This is a genomic window from Actinoplanes sp. NPDC049265 (assembly GCF_043197135.1).
GTDB lineage: Bacteria > Actinomycetota > Actinomycetes > Mycobacteriales > Micromonosporaceae > Actinoplanes.
Genome location: NZ_JBICSP010000010.1, coordinates 45,056 through 60,942, shown reverse-complemented (window position 1 = coordinate 60,942; position 15,887 = coordinate 45,056). Strand labels below are relative to the sequence as shown.

Genomic DNA, 15,887 nt, shown 5'->3' with positions numbered 1-15,887 from the left:
ACCGGCGTACCGATCGGAGCTTCATCCCGATATCACGCGGGGGCGTCGCGGTCCTCGCTGCGGGAGGTGAACGGGCTGGCCGAGCTGACGGTCAGGTCGATCGGGGCCTCCGGGGTGTCCTCGTCCATCGCTGTGCGCGGCCGCCGCCACGTCCAGACGTCCTCGCCGGCCGGCTCCCCCGGCGCCTCCGGACCGGCCGCTGGAGCCGGCGCCAGGTGCCGGCCGGCCAGCCACAGGGCCAGCGCCACCGTGCCCACGCCGACCAGCGCGCACCAGATGCCGCGCCCGTACGACAGCTGCACCTGCCCCTCGGGCATGCCGGCCGCGAACAGCCCGACCGCCGAATGCGTGGTGCTGCTCAATGTCTCGGCCAGCGCCCCGAGCAGCGCCGCCTGCACGCCGGCGGCGGTCAGCCCGGCCAGCCGGGCCCAGCGTCGTCCCGCGGGCGGGCCGAACAGCATGAAAACCACTGCGGCGGCCAGCAGGAACAGGCCGAAGACGTAGCCCGTACCGAGCGCACCGAGGTCGGCCAACCCGGCCGGCACCGGCCGGCTGCCGCCGATCACCCGCTCCGCGTCGCCGTCGTTCAGCTGGGTGGTCTGCCACTCGGAGATCAGCGACGCGAACAGAGCCACCCCGCCCACGGCGGCGGCCAGCGGCACCGTACGCCGGTCGGAACCCAGCCCCGACACGACGCCGGACATGCTCCAGCGGCGCCGGCGACCCGGTGCCGGCGGGGTGGTGCCGAACTCGACGACCGTCTCGACCGGCGTCGGCTGCTCTGCGGCCATGACACTCATTGTTGCCATTGAAACCGTCCGTCGGCCAGCGCGGACGCGATGGACTAGCGTCGGCACCATGCCTATTCGTTCTGCATCAGCCCGCTGGCAGGGGAACCTGACCGAGGGTTCCGGCACGATCAAGACCGGCCAGGGTGGCTACCAGGGGAACTACTCGTTCAAGTCGCGCTTCGAGGAGGGCGAGGGAACCAACCCCGAGGAGCTCATCGCCGCCGCGCACTCCGGCTGCTTCTCGATGGCGTTCTCCAAGGGCCTGGCCGACGCCGGCTTCACGCCCACCTCGGTTGAGACGGTCGCCAAGGTGCACCTGGACAAGACCGACGGGGGCTTCGGTGTGACCCGCATCGAGCTCGAGACGGTCGGCGACGTGCCCGGCATCGACAACGACACGTTCCAGAAGATCGCCGAGGGCGCCAAGGAAAACTGCCCCATCTCGCGCCTGCTCTCGCCTGGTGCCGCGATCAGCCTGACCGCCACGCTCTCCTGACCGACGACGTTCCGCACTCCGCCGGTCCCCCTGAGTGAGGGGCCGGCGGAGCACAATGGTGCTCGTGCCGGTGGACATGAGCAGGGAACGATTCGAGGAACTGGTCGGCGAGGCCCTCGACGAGGTGCCGGTCGAGCTGCTCAACCTGATGAACAACGTGGTCGTGCTGGTCGAGGACCGGCCGCCCCAAGGCAACGACGATCTGCTCGGTCTCTACGAGGGTTACGCCCTGACCGAGCGCGGCTGGGACTACGGCGGAGTGCTGCCCGACCGCATCACCATCTATCGCCTGCCCACGCTGAAAGTGTGCGACACGGAAACCGATGTCATCGACGAGGTGGCGATCACGGTGGTGCACGAAATCGCCCACCATTTCGGCATCGACGACCACCGCTTGCACGAGCTCGGATGGGGCTGAACGGTTCTGTCTGCCCTTGTCAGAGGCCCGTACCCTGAGCTTCCACACTTTCTGAGAGGCACAAGATGCGCAGCGAACTCTTTTCGGCGGACAACCTCGAGAAGGAGGGGACCCAGCCCGGTCTCCGTCTGCAGAATTCCAAGCTGCTGAAGGCCGAGCTCAACGGCGAGTTCATGGCCCGGGTCGGCTCGATGGTCGCCTACCAGGGTCAGGTCCAGTTCGAAGCGCTCGGCTCCGGCGGCATCGGCAAGTTCCTCAAGCAGAAGCTCACCGGCGAGGGCGTCCCGCTGATGCGGGTCAGCGGCCGCGGCGACGTCTTCCTGGCCGAGAACGCCGCCGACGTACACCTGATCGACATCGAGCCGGGCGACTCGCTGAGCATCAACGGCGCCAACGTCCTCGCGTTCGACTCGACCCTCCAATACGACATCAAGATGGTCCAGGGCGCCGGCATGCTCAGCAACGCCGGCCTGTTCAACTGCGTGTTCTCCGGCCACGGCCGGATCGCGGTGACGACCAAGGGCACGCCGGTCGTGCTCAGCGTCGACCAGCCCACCTATGTGGACCCGCAGGCGGCGATCTGCTGGTCGGCCAGCCTGCAGACCGGCTACCACCGCGCCGAGCAGCTCGGCATGGGCACACTGCTCGGCCGCACCACCGGCGAGCGCTTCACGATGAGCTTCGCCGGCCAGGGATTCGTGGTCGTCCAGCCGTCGGAGGAGCCGCCGGGAGGGATCGCCGGCGCCGCCCACGGCCAGCAGCAGCAAGGCGGAATGCTGGGGAACCTCTTCAGCTGAGCCACCGCGAGCCACGACCCCGAGATCAAGGTCAAGATCTTGGGGTCGTGGCTTTGTGGGGTGTACAGACCGTCGCTCCCGCCGAGGTCGCTTCGCTCCACGTGCGTGAGTGGTCACCCTTTTGCAAAGTCCGTCCCCTAGCCTGAAGTCGTGTCGCTGACTTATGCCGAGGCCCAGGCTCGGGCCGCCATGTTGTCTGAGGTTTCCTACGATCTCGACTTCGACGTGACGTCGACCGAGGATTTCCGTAGCCGGGTGGTCGTGCGGTTTCGCAGCACCGGCGGCGACACCTTCCTCGAACTGCACCGGGCCACGGCGGTGGCGGTCACTGTCAACGGCCGCCCGCGCGACCTCGACTACGACGGCCGGCGGATCCCGCTGGCCGGTCTGGAGGCGGGCGAGCACGAGGTGGTCGTGGACGCGCGGCTGCGGTATGTCAGCGACGGCGAGGGGATGCACGCGTTCGTCGACCCGGTGGACGGCCAGCGGTATGTCGGCGGCTACCTCGGGCTGGACATCACCCAGCGGCTCTTCGCCTGCTTCGACCAGCTCGATCTGAAGGCGCCGATCACCCTGGCCGTGACCGCCGATCCGAGCTGGACAGTGCTGTCCAACGGCGTGCTGACCTCGGCCGTGGACGGGCGGTTCACGTTCGCCACCACGGTGCCGATCCCGTGCGACATCTTCGCCGTGGCCGCCGGTCCCTACCATTCGGTGAGCTGGGAGCATCGGGGCGTACCCATGGGCTGGCACGCCCGGCGCTCGCTGACCGCCGAGCTGGACCGCGACGCCGCCGAGATCCGGCGGATCACCGAGGTGTGCTTCGACCACTTCACCGAGATCTTCACCGAGCCGTTCCCGTTCGACTCCTACGACCAGGTCTTCGTGCCCGAGCTCAACTGGGGTGCGATGGAGTGCCCGGGCTGCGTGACCTTCAACGAGAGCATGCTGCCGCGAGGCCGGGTCACCGGCGACGACCACCGGCGGCGGGCCATGGTCATCGCCCATGAGATGTCGCACATGTGGTTCGGCGACCTCGTCTCACCCGTGTGGTGGGAGGACGCCTGGCTCAACGAGTCGTTCGCCGATTACCTGGGCGTGGCGACGGCCGAGTCGATGGCCGGCTACGAGGGCACCCGGGTGTCCTTCGAGGCCCGGGACAAGCCCGGCGCCTACCTGGCCGACCGCCGCCGATCCACCCATCCCGTGGCGGCCACCGTCGCCGACGTCCCCGACGTGGACACCGGCACGACCATCTTCGACGAGATCTCGTACGCCAAAGGCAACGCCGTCCTTCGCCAGCTGGTCACCTGGCTCGGCGAGGACGACTTCCGGGCCGGCGTCAACGCGCATCTGACCCGCCACCGCTTCGGCAACGCCACCCTCGCCGACCTGCTGTCCGCCCTCGACACCGCCTCCCCGCGCGACGTCCGGGCCTGGTCCGCGGTGTGGCTGCGCCGATCCGGCCACGACACCATCCGGGTCACCCGGGGCGCCGACGGTGTGCCGGCCGTGACCCGCGACGGTGTCCGCCCGCACCGCTTCACCCTCTCGGCCTACGCGCCCCGGGCCGCGGCGCTCGAACTGGTCGAGTCGCGGCTGGTCGACCTGGCCGACGAGACGCTGACCCTCACCGAGTGGGCGGGCCTGATCGTCGTCCCCAACGCGAACGGCGAGACCTTCGCCCGTGTGGAACTCGACCCACTGTCCTATCAGGCCGTCACGCTTGCCCTGACCTCGTTGACCGACCCCCTGGTCCGGGCCGTGCTGTGGACGACCGTGCTCGACCAGGTCCCGGCCGCGGCCCACCTGGAACTGCTGGCCCGCCAGCTCCCCCACGAACCGTCGGCGACGCTGGTCACCGCGGCCGTCGACCGCACCCTCAACGAGCTGGTGCGGCGCCGGTCGGCTCCGGAAGACGTACCCGCCGCCCTCGAAGTGGTGGCGACGGCCTGCGCGGCCGCCGGCACCGGCGACGAGCAGCGGGGCGTGGCCCTGGCTCGCGGACTGGCCCGCGCCACCACCGACACCACGCTGCTGCGCCGCTGGCTCGATGCCGACGCCACCGACCACGGCATCGCCCTCGACCCCGGGCTGCGCTGGCTCGCCGTACACCGGCTGGCCGAGCTCGGCGCCTTGGACGAGCCGGCGATCGAGTCGGAACGCCGTCGCGACGGCACCGCCGCCGGCGAGCTGGGCGCGGCCACCGCCCTGGCCGCCCGGCCCACCGCCGAGGCCAAGGCGGCGGCCTGGGCGGCGATGACCTCCGACCCGGACGTCTCGGTCCGCCGTTTCCGCGCGCTCGCCGCCGGCCTCTGGTCGCCGTCCCAGCGCGATCTCGTTGCGCCGTACATCGCCGCCTACGTCGAGGCGGCGCCGGCGCTGGCCCGGCGCGGTTCCGCCTTCGCGGCGGCGGTCGGGCACGCCTTCCCGATGCTGCCGATGACCGACGGGGAACTGAAGCTGGTCCGGGCGGCCCTCACCGCCGACGTGCCGGCCGTGCTGCGCCGATATTGGGACGACGAGCTGGACGACCGAGAGGTGTGACCCCGAGGAGGGTGGTGGGCGGGGTGGGTTTGCCACGGACTTGCGCCGGATGCGGGCGTTACGGCCTGGACCACCGAGCAGGTCGCCGCGGCATTGGGGACTCTGGTCGGGCGTACCCGGAAAGGGGTTTCAGGATCCTGAAGCGCGGAGTTGGCTGAGCCAGGCGGCGCTGTCGGCGAAGTCGGTGTCGGTGAGGCCGGCCGTGGTCGGTAGGGGCTCCGCGGCCGCCGCCGACGACCAGCGGTGGCGTGGATAGCTGCCCAGGAAACGCACCTCGGCGCAGATGCGGCGCAGGCCCTGCAGGGCCTCGCCCATTCGCGGCTCGGACAGGTGGCCGGTGCAGTCGAGGAAGAAGACGTAGGTGCCGAGTTGCTCGCCGGTCGGGCGGGACTCGATGCGGCTCAGGTTGATGCCGCGGACGGCCAGCTCGGTGAGCACCGCGAGCAGCGCGCCGACCTGGTCGTGGCGGATCGACACAGCCAGCGAGGTGATGTCGTCGCCGGTCGGTGCGGCGGGGGCGGCCGGGCGGGTGAGCAGCGCGAAGCGGGTCACGGCGTCGGCGCGGTCGGAGATCTTGTCGGCCAGGACGGTCAGCTTGTTGCGGGGCACGCCGATCGGCGCGCAGATGGCCGCGTCGTATTCGCCGGCGGCCGTCGCGATGGCCGCCGCCGCATTGGAGAGCACGTCGACGACGGTGGCGTCGGGCAGGTTGGCCAGCAGCCAGTTGCGGCACTGGGTCGAGGCCTGCGGGTGCGCGGCCACCGAGCGGATCGACGCCAGCGGCACGAGACGGGGCGCGGCCAGCTGGAACTCGACGGGGATGACCACCTCACGGGTGATCATCAGTGGCGTGCCGACGCCCAGCTCGTCGAGGGTGACCGTGACCGCGCCGCCCACCGAGTTCTCCAGCGGGACCAGGGCCGCGTCGGCCGCGCCGGACCGGACCGCCTCGAGCGCCTCGGGCACGCTGCGCGCGGGGGTACGCAGCCCGTGCTCGGCCGCGCTGATCGTCCGCAGGGCCTGCTCGGTGAACGTGCCTTCCGGCCCGAGGTAGACGAAGCGAGTCGGAGGTGTGCCGGGCATGCGGACAGCTTACGAGCTGCCGCAGGCGCGGGCCTTGATGCCCGCCGGTGCGTTCGTCTCGCTGCCGTCGCACACGTCCGCGCCGGCCGCGACGACCCGCAGCGACGTGGCCCGGCCCTTGGTCAGCAGCAGCAGCGGGTCGACCTTGTCCTCGTCCTGGCCGGCGAGGCCGAGGATGGCGAACTGCCACCCGTGGTCGCAGTACGGCCCGAACCGGACTTCGAGCGGCTCGGACGGTATGCCGGACCTGCCCTTCACCGCCTTGAGCATCTGCTGTTTGGTCGGCGACCCGCCACACAGCGGCGCCGGCGTCGGGGGCGGGGTGGTGGTCGGCACGACCGGCAGGGTGGGTATGACCGGCTGGGTCGGGAAGGTCGTGCCGGGCAGCGGGTTGGTGGTGGCGGGGAAGGAGCTGCCGGGCAGCGGGGGTAGTCCGGACGGGTCCGTGGAGGCGCCGGCGGGCACGCCGCCGCTACGCAGGGGTGTGGGCGGTCCGGAGGGCAACGGCTCGGGCGGTGCGCCGCAGGCACCCAGCAGCAGCACCGTGCCGGCCATGCCCACCAGGAGCATGGGGGCAGCGGGGCGCAACACGTCGACCATCGTAGGCCGCGATGGCCGTCGATTGAATCATTCGGTGATGCGGTGGCCGGCCCGGGTCAGCGCGTCCCGCGCGTCGGCGAGGCGGACGGTGGGTACGAGCACGTAGTCGGTGTCGTAGGTCGAGAAGGTGACCACACTCACCCGGGCCTCGGCGAGCGGGCCGACCAGTGACGCCAGGACGCCGACGAGCGCGAAGTCGAGCGGTCCGACCACGCGCAGGCAGCGCCAGTTGGTCTCGGCCGAGGCGTCCGGTGGCACCAGCCCGGCCGGGCAGATGATCGAGGTCTCGTCCGGTGCCCAGGTCACCGAGACGACGCTCTTGTCGTCCGGTCCACGGCTCAGCGTGGCGGGCAGGGCGGATCCGGCGGGCAGCCGGCACACCGCGTACTCCCCGGGCAGCAGGTCAAGGTCGAGCATTACCCGAGAGTACGGGCCGGTTGGAACGAACGCGAACGTACTTCGGATCAATACTTGACCGGCGAGAAAAACGTGAGTGAGGCAACCACCTGGTCGCCCTCGGCCAGCGGCGTCGCGATCGCGTCCACGGTCAGGTGGCCGTCGGTGCCGCTGGACTGCACGCGCATCAGGCCGCGGGCCAGCCGGCCGCTCTTGATCGCCAGCAGGGGCGGGATCTTTTCCAGCTCGGGGTCGTCGAGCTGCCCGCCACCGGCCGTGAAGTCGATCAGCCGCAGTGTGTCGCCGAGCAGGGCTCGATCGACGGCGTCGGCCGGGCGGCCCAGGCCGAGCAGCTCGGAGCATTTCGGCGAGATCGCCCGGATGGTCTGTGCCACATCGATGACCATGCACGGTTCGACCGCGCCGGCGACCGTTGCGATCCAACGGTCGACATTGGCCGTGAACTCGGACTCGGCCGGCGTACGCGCCTGCGGCACGAACGCCCCCGACAACGAGAGCTCGACGTGCGCCACCCGCACCTCCCTCACTCACCGCCGTGGCGGCGGCCGGAATGACCCGGCCGCGCCGCGGCTCGCAGCCCTGCGGCTACGAACGGTACTCGGGAGGAACGTTACCGGCGGGTCGCGCGCTTGTCAGCGGCCGTTTGTCCGTCGGGGTACCACCGGTACTCGCCGGCTGGACGGTACGGTGCGTTCGACCACGTGCCCGGGTTCTCGGCGACCGCGCTCAGCTTGGCCGCGGTGGCCGGGGAGATCCGGGATCCGCCGGCGATGAGCAGCCGGTCGAGCTCGCGGTGGGTCGCCACCAGGCAGTCCTTGGGCAGGCCGTGGACGCTGATCACGCCCGAGCCGACGAACGCCAGCACCGGGGTGACCGGGACGGTCAGCCCGACGGCGGCGGACATCGCCCGGCCGGCGCGCTTGGCGTCGCGGCGGGCTTCGGCAAAGTACGCGGGCCGCTTGCCGTTGATCTGCACCACATCACCGGCGATGAGTACGCGGGCCCGCCCATGATCGGCGACGGTCACCGCGTAGACGCCGCCGGGACCGATGGCCAGGAATCCGGCTCGGTCGTCGGCGGGGTCGGGTTCGTGGTAGCTCTGTGCGTAGTCGGTCCGCGGCCAGTCCACGATGTGCCAGGTCGGACCGAGGCGGTCGAGGCGGGTGAGGGCACGCGCACCGGCTGCTTCGATGCGACGGGCCTCCTTTACCGCGCGACGGCGACGGGCCCACTCGGCGGGGCTGGTGCGGTGGGGGTCGAGGGATACGGGGGGTGCTGACGTGGGTCTCTCCACCCGGGCCAACGCCTTGGACGGTGTCTCAGGCAACGCGGGACGTGCGGGGAAGACAGTCATCGGGACCTCCGGCAAAAGGTCTTCGGCTCTGTGTCCACTACCGTAGGTGAACAACCCTGTACGGAAGAAGACGTGGAGTCGTGAGAAAAGCGGAGTGAAGGGGGATGAATGCCGCATTCATGCGCGGCCTCTTTGTGCGTATGGTGCATGCGCCCCTTGATCCCCCAAGGCCGTCGGACAGGCCTTCCCCAAGTTAGCCTGACCTTATCGACAATGCACGACGCGTAGCTGATCTCTGCGCTAAGTCACAGCGCTAGGCTCGGTGCGTGACGCACTTCGTCGACAGTGAGGTCGGTCGGCTCGCCACGGTCATGCTGCACCGACCCGGTCCTGAGCTGGCTCGTCTCACCCCGCGAAACAACGACAGCCTGCTCTTCGACGGCATCCCATGGGTGGGCCGGGCCCAGGAGGAGCACGACGCCTTCGCCGCGGCGTTGACCGTGCGGGGCGTCGAGGTGCTCTATCTCGGACAGCTGCTGGTCGAGACCCTGGCCGTGGCCCAGGCCCGCGACGAGCTGATCACCAGCGTGTTGCGCGACCGCCGGCTCGGCGACTCGCTGCGCGCCCGGGTGGCCGGCTACCTGGCCGATCAGGACGACGTGCGGCTGGCCGGCGTACTCATGTCGGGCCTGGCCCACGAGGAGATGAAGCCCGGACCAGGCGGCCTGGTCTATCGGATGATGGACCCGCACGACTTCGTCATCGACCCACTGCCCAACCTGCTGTTCACCCGCGACTCCTCGGTCTGGGTGCGCGACCAGGTGGCGGTGACCAGCCTGGCCATGCCCGCCCGCAACCGGGAGACCACGCTCACCCAGGCGATCTACCGCTACCACCCGCGCTTCGCCGAGACCCAGCTGCTCTTCACACCCGAGCTGGAGCACCTCGAGGGCGGGGACGTGCTGCTGATGGCCCCGGGCGTGCTGGCCGTCGGGGTGGGCGAACGGACCACCCCGGCCGGCGCCGAGCGGCTGGCCCGGCGGGTCTTCGCGGCCGGCCTGGCGCACACCATCCTGGCCGTGCCGATCGCCCAGGAACGCGCCACCATGCACCTGGACACCGTCTGCACGATGGTCGACGTGGACGCCGTGGTGATGTACCCGGCCGTCGCCGACGCGCTCCAGGCCTGGACCGTGACGGTCAGCCCGGACGGCGAACCCGACGTGACCGCGCCGCGCCCGTTCCTCACCGCGGCGGCCGAGGCGATGGGCATCGACCGGCTGCGGATCATCGACACCGGCCTCGACCCGGTCACGGCCGAACGCGAGCAGTGGGACGACGGCAACAACACCCTGGCGATCGCGCCCCGGGTCTGCGTCGCCTACGAGCGCAACGTCGAGACGAACGCCCAGCTGGAACGGGCCGGCATCGAGGTGATCGCGATCAGCGGTTCCGAGCTGGGCTCCGGTCGCGGCGGCCCGAGGTGCATGAGCTGCCCGATCGAACGCGCTCCGCTCAGGTGATCGGGTGGCCGAGGACGTGGCTGACCACCAACAAAGGGGTGTGGTCGGCCGGGCCGGGTTTGTCAGGAAAGTCGAAAACCCCTAATTCCAGCTGTACGGGGTAATCGGGCGCCTGGTCGATCCGGCGCACCTCGGCGCCGTCGACCGTGAAGACCAGGGAGCCGGGGCGCCAGTCGACCGCGTACGTGTGAAACTCGGCGACGTCGATCCCGAGCTCCAGCGCTGACCACTCCTCGGTCAGGGCCGGGTCACCAAACTTGTGCAGCCCGATGCCGATGGCCGTGGCGTCGCCGAAGGCCTCCATCACGCAGATCTCGCCCGATTTGCGGGGCTCGTCGGCGATGCCGGACATCCAGAACGCCACCATCGAGCGGGGCGACACCTCGCCGCGCATCCGGATCTCGACGTGCCCGTAGTGCGGGGTGTAGCCCCAGAATGTCTCCTGCTCCTCGCGTACCCGCTGATTCTCGAGGAACGGCTGACCGCCGATCGTGCTGCCGACCGGGCCGGAGAAGTTGGCCGACTGGATGCAGGAGACGCGCAGCGGGGTCTCGTGGACGCCCTCGGCCCAGAGACCCTGCGTCGGCGGGATGCTCAGCCGCAGCTCGCCGTCGCGTACCTCGTACGTCGCCGCGGACGCCGCCCGCGAACTCCAGTGCGGCAGGTAGAAGGGGAGCCAGACCGATCTGTCCAGCTCCGCGCGGGCGAACCGCTCGTTCACCGCAGGGTGAGCTGACGCCCGATCAGGCCCTGCTTGGCCCGGCGGGCGGCGCTGTCCAGTGGACCGGTTTCGGCCAGGATGTCGGCGTAGCGCTTGGCGAAGTCGGCCAGCGGCGCCTCCCAGTCGGCCGCCTCGGGCTCGCGCGGCAGGTCCCAGACCGGCACCAGGACGCCGTGGGCCCGGAACATCCCGGCGAACTTGGTGCCGTCGCCGAGCAGCAGGTCGCCGCTCGCGGAGAGCCGGGCCAGGGCGTCCAGCGCGGCGTCCTCGGGCTCGGCCAGCACCCAGCGGACATGCGACTTTTCCGGCACCCGGCACCAGTACGCGGCCCGCGCCGACGTCAGCCGCACGGTCGGGTAGATCGAGGCGTTGGCCCGCTCCAGCGACGCCTTCACGTTTACGTCCTCGGCCTGGTCGGCGTCCAGCCAGTACTCGAAGCCGTCGTGCATTGTCACGTCGAGCGGGCCGTCGACGAGGATGTCCTGCAGCCGCGGGCCGGGGCCGGGCAGCGCCGGGACGGCCACGGTGTCGCCCGGCTCGGTGCGCAGCGCGCTGAGGATGGCCACGGCCAGGTCGCGGGAGACGTCACCGGACTGGACGTGCCGCTGCAGGCCGATGAACACCCGGCCGTCCTGGCGGGTCATGGCCGGCCAGGCCATCGGGAGCACGGTGGAGAGCGTGACCGAGCGGTCGCCGTACTCCTCGATGATCTCGGGTTTGATCGTCAGCGGCGCGGAAGCGGCCGGGACCAGCTCACGCAGGGCGATCCACTCGGGCTCGTCGACGAGTCCCTCGAACGGCCGCGCGACGAAGATGTCGCGGACCTTCTCGCGCTTCGGGGTGGTCTGGGCTGACTTCCGACGCTTGCTCATGGCGAATCAGCGTAACGACCCGGCCGTTGCGGCGGGTCCCGGGGCGGCGCGACCGGTCGGCGGGTCGCGGTGACGTCTCAGCCCGGCGGGCGATGCGATCGAGCGGCGGGTCGCGGTGACGTCTCAGCCCCGCGGGCGATGCGATCGGGCGGCGGTTCGCGGGGACGTTTCAGCCCCGGGGCGCGATCGGGCGGCAGGCGGTGGTCATGGTTCAGCCTCGGGGTAGGCGGACCTCGGCCACCGTGCCGCCGCCGCGGCGCGGGCGCAACGAGACCCAGCCGTGCTGGCGCTCGACGATGCGGCGGACCAGGTAGAGGCCGAGGCCGGCGCCCGGGTGCCGGTTGCCCTGCTCGCTCGCGCCGGCCTGCCAGTAGCGTTCGAACGCCTTCTCGACGTGCTCGGGCCGGATGCCGATGCCGCGGTCGGCCACCCGGAAGGTGACCGTCTCCTCGTCGGCGGAGGCCCGCAACTCGATCGCCGAGTCGGCCGGTGCGTGCTTGTCGGCGTTGGTGGCCAGCTCGGTCAGGATGGTGGCCAGCGAATCGCGGTCGCCGAACGCCTTGGGCAGCTCGGCCGGCAGCTCGCCCAGCGCGACCCGGTCCCGTAGCGAGGCGGGCAGCTCGTCGACCGCCGAGCGCAACGCCTCGACCAGGTCGAACGGGCCGGCCGGGTTGTCACTGCCGGTGCCGTCCTCGCTGGTGGCGGAGAGCAACCGGTCGACCAGCCGGGCGAGCTCGCCGGCCCGGGCGCCGATGATCCGCACCGCTTCCTGGCGTTCGGGCTCGCCCATCGAACCCCAGTGGTTGGTCAGCGTGTCGGCGTAACCCTTGATCACGGTCACCGGGGTACGGAGCTCGTGGCTGGTCACCGCCACCCAGAGGTCGCGGTCTTCCTGGCGGCCGTCACCGCGCGCCGGCAACCCGGCCCGCATGTTGTAGAGCCGCCCGACGTAGGTGGTCAGCAGCTCGAGCACCGCGTGGTGCTCGGAGGTGGGCTCGTGGTCGGCGCCGAAGTAGACGTGCAGTGACCCGATCACGCTGCCGGCCACCTCGCACCGGGCGCCGAGCATGTGGTGCAGGTCGCCGCCCTCGACCTGCCGGGCGAACTCGTCGTTCACGTCGGCCAGGGGAATCAGCAGGGTCCGGTCGCCGGTCGCGCGTTCTTCCCGCTGCACGCGCCGGCCCAGGGCGTGTGCGCAGACCCCGGTGGCGGCGATCACCCGGCCGTGGTCGGCGGCGTACTCGGCGAAGCCGGCGCCACGCCCGCCCAGGGCCTCCTCGGCCAGCCGGACCACCTGGTGCAGCACCGGTAGGCCCGCCTCGCCGGCATCGATCCGGTCGAGAACCGCGATCTGACCCTGGGTCAGTGCGAGGTAATCGGGTCGTTCCGGCATGTCTGCGAGTCTGCCTCGCTTCCGCCATTTTGGGCAGGGCGCTTCGGGTGGATCCCAGCGGGATTGCCCCGTCAGTGGCGGAGGTCACATGTTGATGCCGGTGAGATCGCCCGAAATGCGGTCACAAGACCCGGGCCGGCTGGCCACTGTCACTTACCACCGGCTTACCGACCGCCGCCCACATCTGCATGCCGCCGTCCAGGTTGCGGACGTTGTCCCGGCCGTTCTGGACCAGATAGGCGACCACCTGGGCCGACCGGCCGCCGGCGCGGCAGACAACGACGACGTCGCCGTCCAGGGGAATCTCGTCCAGCCGGGCCGGCACGTCCATCATCGGCAGGTGGTGGGCGCCGGGCGCGTGGCCGGCGGCCCACTCGTCGTCCTCCCGGACGTCGAGCAGGTACGCGTCGTCGGAAACATCTGCGGGGGATACCTCAGGGATCTGCACGCATGAAGCGTAGGCCGGGGATCACATGCCCTTGGCGACCACACCCGGGTGCTCGAGGACGAAGGCGGCCAGCCGGTCCTGGCGTACGGCCGCGAACATCTCCTTGCTCAGCGGCGTGATCGTCTCGCGGCCGGCGGCGTTCCCGGCGAACGTCCCGTTGTTGGTACGCAGCAGCACCAGGTCGTTGGCGGTCACACCCTTGAGCGTGAAGACGAAGTCGGCGATCGGCACCCCGCCGGTGTCCAGTACGAACGCCTTGCCGGCGGCCTTGATCAGTCGGTTGATCTTGAGGGGGTTGGTCAGCACGCCGCTGCTGCCGGCCTTCCTGGCCATGGCCTTGATCAGCTGCTGCTGGTGGCGCTGGCGGTCGTAGTCGCCGTTTCTCAGCCCGTACCGCTGCCGGGCGTAGTCGAGCGCCTGCCAACCGGCCATGGCGCGGCAGCCGACCGGATAGACCACCGGCCGGGTGGCCCTGCCGGTGCGGCGGGCCTCGGCCAGATACATCGGCTTGCTGCCGACCCAGACCATGTGGTGGCTGGTCACCCGCTGGTCGACACACATGCGTACGCCGCCGAGCGCCTCGATCACGCCCTTGAACCCGTTGAAGTCGATGATCGCGGCGCCGTCGAAGCTGACCCCGGTGGCCGCCTTCAACGTCTGGGCCATCAGCTGCGCGCCGCCGGCCCACCCGGCGCCGTTCTGCGCACCGTGGAAGAACGCTTCGGTCGCCTTGGCCCGCCCGCCCGGGTATCGGCTCTTCGCGAACGGCGGCACCTGTACGTCGGTGTCGCGCGGGATCGACACCAGGTAGGCGTGGTCGTGGGTGGCCGGGATGTGCAGGATGATGATCGTGTCGGCGTGCAGGTCGTCGACGGCCCAGCGTTTGCGCGCGTCCACGCCCATCAGCAGCAGGTCGATCGGGCCCTTGAGCTCGTCGCCGCCGCCCTCGGCCACGGTCTTCTTGGTCGTACCGAGCAGGTTGGTCTGGGTCACCGCGCTGGCCGCGTTGCTGATCAGGGCCCGGCTCCCGGCCAGGCCGGCCCCACTGGCCAGGACCAGGAGGACGCCGAGAGCCAGCGTCAGTTTGGGCCAGAGCGGCGCACGGACCTTCATGCGGACTTCTCCTGGTGTACGACAGCGAACGGGCCGGTGAGTGAGTACTCACCGGCCCGCCGCGCTGCTGTCGTCCGTGGAGGTCAGCCGCCCGCCGAGTTCGATGACTTCGCCGGCTGGTTGGCCGACAACCACTCAGTCATCTTGTCGGCAGAAACCGCCTTGTACAAAGCGGCCTGCTTCTCCTTGTCCTGAACCACCACCGATTGTCCGCCGATGGTCTGGCTGCCCTTGTTGGGGCTGGTGATGAAGGTGAGGTTCTCGCTGCGGACGTTGCGGAACTGGACCGCCATGTCGGTGAGCGAGAACGAGTCGTCCACGGTGACCGCGGCGGTGACCGCCTTGAGGAAGTCGTTCAGCCGGCCCGGGTTGCTGAGCGTGCCGGTGCTGGCCGCCTTGTCCATCAGCGCCTTGAGGAACTCCTGCTGGTGGCGCATCCGGTCGAAGTCGCCGCGGGGGAACTGCTTGCGCTGCCGGATCCAGTCCAGGGCCTCGGCACCGTTCATGTGCATGGTGCCCTTCTTGAACTTCCGGTGCGGCTTGTGGATCGAGGTGATCGAGTAGTCGACCTTCAGGTCCACGCCGCCGAGCGCGTCGGTGACCTCCTTGAAGCCGCCGAAGTCGATCGCCATCACGTTGTCGACGTGCACGTCGGTCAGGCATTCGACGGTACGGACGGCGCGGGGCAGGCCGCCGAAGGCGAACGCGGCGTTGATCTTGTTTCGGGTGCCCGACTCGCAGGCCGCGTTGTTGGCCGACGGGATCTGCACGTACAGGTCACGCGGGACGGAGATGAGCTGGGCGGATTTGTGGTCCTCGGGGATGTGCATGAGGATCAGCGTGTCCGCTCGCCACGAGCTGCCCTTGCCGTCGTCGGTGTCCGGGTCGCGCGAGTCGCTGCCCACGAGCAGGATGTTCAGCGCGCCGTCGACCTCCTTGGCCGGGCGGCCGTTGGTGATGTCGTCGAAGGCGTTGGTCCGCTTCAGGTCCTTGTCCAGGCCCGAGGCGTACCCGTAGAGCGAGATACCGGCGATCACCCCGGCGATCACGATGATGACGCCGGCGACCAGCGCGATCCGCCCCCAGCGGGGCTTGCGCTTGCCGCCTCGGTAAGCGGGGCCGCCCGGGCGTTGCGGGGGCGGGCCACCGGGACCACCGGGGCCACCCGGGCCGGCCGGTGCGGTGCGAGGCGGCCAATCGTCATTGCGCGCCTGCCCCCGGCGATAGTCGCTGGGCACTCCGGCGCGTCCGGCGGAACCGGCGGGACCACCCGCGCCGGGCACCGAGGCCCGGCCGGAAGAGGACCGGCCGTAGTTAGAAGTGGGGGCAGACATGACCCCAGATTACGTACCCCACTCCAGACATCGCTCGCTT

At 70.6% G+C, this 15,887-nt stretch carries 17 protein-coding genes; 5 read left to right on the top strand and 12 right to left on the bottom strand.

The window, feature by feature from the left end:
• Positions 1-32 precede the first annotated feature (32 nt).
• Positions 33-791, bottom strand: a complete 759-nt coding sequence (locus ACGFIO_RS23560) for a hypothetical protein (protein ID WP_392828628.1) — start codon at positions 789-791, stop codon at positions 33-35.
• Positions 792-858: 67 nt separating this feature from the next.
• On the opposite strand from ACGFIO_RS23560, the gene ACGFIO_RS23555 reads away from it, so the two are divergent.
• The 4 genes from ACGFIO_RS23555 (at position 859) to pepN (ending at position 5,049) form a co-directional block, all read left to right on the top strand.
• Positions 859-1,287: an OsmC family protein gene (locus ACGFIO_RS23555; protein ID WP_392828626.1), complete on the top strand. Its 429-nt coding sequence runs from the start codon at positions 859-861 to the stop codon at positions 1,285-1,287.
• Positions 1,288-1,357: 70 nt separating this feature from the next.
• Entirely contained in the window at positions 1,358-1,705 is a 348-nt protein-coding gene (locus ACGFIO_RS23550; protein WP_392829011.1) for a metallopeptidase family protein, read from the top strand.
• Between the two features lie 65 nt (positions 1,706-1,770).
• Entirely contained in the window at positions 1,771-2,502 is a 732-nt protein-coding gene (locus ACGFIO_RS23545; RefSeq protein WP_392828624.1) for an AIM24 family protein, read from the top strand.
• 150 nt (positions 2,503-2,652) lie between these two features.
• Entirely contained in the window at positions 2,653-5,049 is a 2,397-nt protein-coding gene (pepN, locus tag ACGFIO_RS23540) for an aminopeptidase N (protein WP_392828622.1), read from the top strand.
• Positions 5,050-5,178: 129 nt separating this feature from the next.
• Here pepN and pheA read toward each other — a convergent pair whose 3' ends face one another.
• The 5 genes from pheA to ACGFIO_RS23515 all read right to left on the bottom strand — a co-directional run bounded on the left by pheA (position 5,179) and on the right by ACGFIO_RS23515 (position 8,503).
• Positions 5,179-6,132 carry a prephenate dehydratase gene (gene pheA / locus ACGFIO_RS23535; RefSeq protein WP_392828620.1) on the bottom strand — a complete coding sequence of 318 codons (954 nt, stop codon included), beginning with the start codon at positions 6,130-6,132 and terminating at the stop codon, positions 5,179-5,181.
• Positions 6,133-6,141: 9 nt separating this feature from the next.
• Entirely contained in the window at positions 6,142-6,723 is a 582-nt protein-coding gene (locus tag ACGFIO_RS23530) for a hypothetical protein (protein ID WP_392828618.1), read from the bottom strand.
• Positions 6,724-6,759: 36 nt separating this feature from the next.
• Entirely contained in the window at positions 6,760-7,149 is a 390-nt protein-coding gene (locus tag ACGFIO_RS23525) for an ACT domain-containing protein (RefSeq protein WP_392828616.1), read from the bottom strand.
• Positions 7,150-7,196: 47 nt separating this feature from the next.
• Complete coding sequence (locus ACGFIO_RS23520; protein WP_392828614.1) at positions 7,197-7,661, bottom strand: hypothetical protein; 465 nt, start codon at positions 7,659-7,661, stop codon at positions 7,197-7,199.
• Between the two features lie 98 nt (positions 7,662-7,759).
• Positions 7,760-8,503 carry a hypothetical protein gene (locus tag ACGFIO_RS23515; protein WP_392828612.1) on the bottom strand — a complete coding sequence of 248 codons (744 nt, stop codon included), beginning with the start codon at positions 8,501-8,503 and terminating at the stop codon, positions 7,760-7,762.
• Between the two features lie 266 nt (positions 8,504-8,769).
• Here ACGFIO_RS23515 and ACGFIO_RS23510 point away from each other — a divergent pair, with 266 nt between their 5' ends.
• Entirely contained in the window at positions 8,770-9,966 is a 1,197-nt protein-coding gene (locus ACGFIO_RS23510; RefSeq protein ID WP_392828610.1) for an arginine deiminase, read from the top strand.
• On the opposite strand, the gene ACGFIO_RS23505 is transcribed toward ACGFIO_RS23510, so the two are convergent.
• The 6 genes from ACGFIO_RS23505 to ACGFIO_RS23480 all read right to left on the bottom strand — a co-directional run bounded on the left by ACGFIO_RS23505 (position 9,959) and on the right by ACGFIO_RS23480 (position 15,847).
• Entirely contained in the window at positions 9,959-10,687 is a 729-nt protein-coding gene (locus ACGFIO_RS23505) for a glycoside hydrolase family 16 protein (protein ID WP_392828609.1), read from the bottom strand. The two genes, ACGFIO_RS23510 and ACGFIO_RS23505, sit on opposite strands and share 8 nt — an antisense overlap.
• Positions 10,684-11,559, bottom strand: a complete 876-nt coding sequence (locus ACGFIO_RS23500) for a DUF5926 family protein (protein ID WP_392828607.1) — start codon at positions 11,557-11,559, stop codon at positions 10,684-10,686. The genes ACGFIO_RS23505 and ACGFIO_RS23500 overlap by 4 nt, the downstream gene beginning before the upstream one ends.
• 211 nt (positions 11,560-11,770) lie before the next feature.
• Positions 11,771-12,952: a sensor histidine kinase gene (locus ACGFIO_RS23495; RefSeq protein WP_392828605.1), complete on the bottom strand. Its 1,182-nt coding sequence runs from the start codon at positions 12,950-12,952 to the stop codon at positions 11,771-11,773.
• Positions 12,953-13,073: 121 nt separating this feature from the next.
• On the bottom strand, positions 13,074-13,400 hold the full coding sequence (locus ACGFIO_RS23490) for a rhodanese-like domain-containing protein (protein WP_392828603.1): 327 nt from the start codon (positions 13,398-13,400) through the stop codon (positions 13,074-13,076).
• Between the two features lie 21 nt (positions 13,401-13,421).
• The gene (locus tag ACGFIO_RS23485) at positions 13,422-14,513 is read right to left on the bottom strand and encodes an LCP family protein (RefSeq protein WP_392828601.1); all 1,092 of its coding nucleotides are present in this window, start codon (positions 14,511-14,513) and stop codon (positions 13,422-13,424) included.
• 83 nt (positions 14,514-14,596) lie between these two features.
• Positions 14,597-15,847, bottom strand: a complete 1,251-nt coding sequence (locus ACGFIO_RS23480) for an LCP family protein (protein ID WP_392828599.1) — start codon at positions 15,845-15,847, stop codon at positions 14,597-14,599.
• Between the last annotated feature and the right edge of the window lie 40 nt (positions 15,848-15,887).

Excerpts from the sequence above, each read along its gene's own strand:
- ACGFIO_RS23560 (WP_392828628.1), bottom strand. The coding sequence starts at position 791 with ATGGCCGCAGAGCAGCCGACGCCGGTCGAGACGGTCGTCGAGTTCGGC.
- ACGFIO_RS23555 (WP_392828626.1), top strand. The coding sequence starts at position 859 with ATGCCTATTCGTTCTGCATCAGCCCGCTGGCAGGGGAACCTGACCGAG.
- ACGFIO_RS23545 (WP_392828624.1), top strand. The coding sequence starts at position 1,771 with ATGCGCAGCGAACTCTTTTCGGCGGACAACCTCGAGAAGGAGGGGACC.
- pheA (WP_392828620.1), bottom strand. The coding sequence starts at position 6,132 with ATGCCCGGCACACCTCCGACTCGCTTCGTCTACCTCGGGCCGGAAGGC.
- ACGFIO_RS23525 (WP_392828616.1), bottom strand. The coding sequence starts at position 7,149 with ATGCTCGACCTTGACCTGCTGCCCGGGGAGTACGCGGTGTGCCGGCTG.
- ACGFIO_RS23515 (WP_392828612.1), bottom strand. The coding sequence starts at position 8,503 with ATGACTGTCTTCCCCGCACGTCCCGCGTTGCCTGAGACACCGTCCAAG.
- ACGFIO_RS23500 (WP_392828607.1), bottom strand. The coding sequence starts at position 11,559 with ATGAGCAAGCGTCGGAAGTCAGCCCAGACCACCCCGAAGCGCGAGAAG.
- ACGFIO_RS23495 (WP_392828605.1), bottom strand. The coding sequence starts at position 12,952 with ATGCCGGAACGACCCGATTACCTCGCACTGACCCAGGGTCAGATCGCG.
- ACGFIO_RS23485 (WP_392828601.1), bottom strand. The coding sequence starts at position 14,513 with ATGAAGGTCCGTGCGCCGCTCTGGCCCAAACTGACGCTGGCTCTCGGC.
- ACGFIO_RS23480 (WP_392828599.1), bottom strand. The coding sequence starts at position 15,847 with ATGTCTGCCCCCACTTCTAACTACGGCCGGTCCTCTTCCGGCCGGGCC.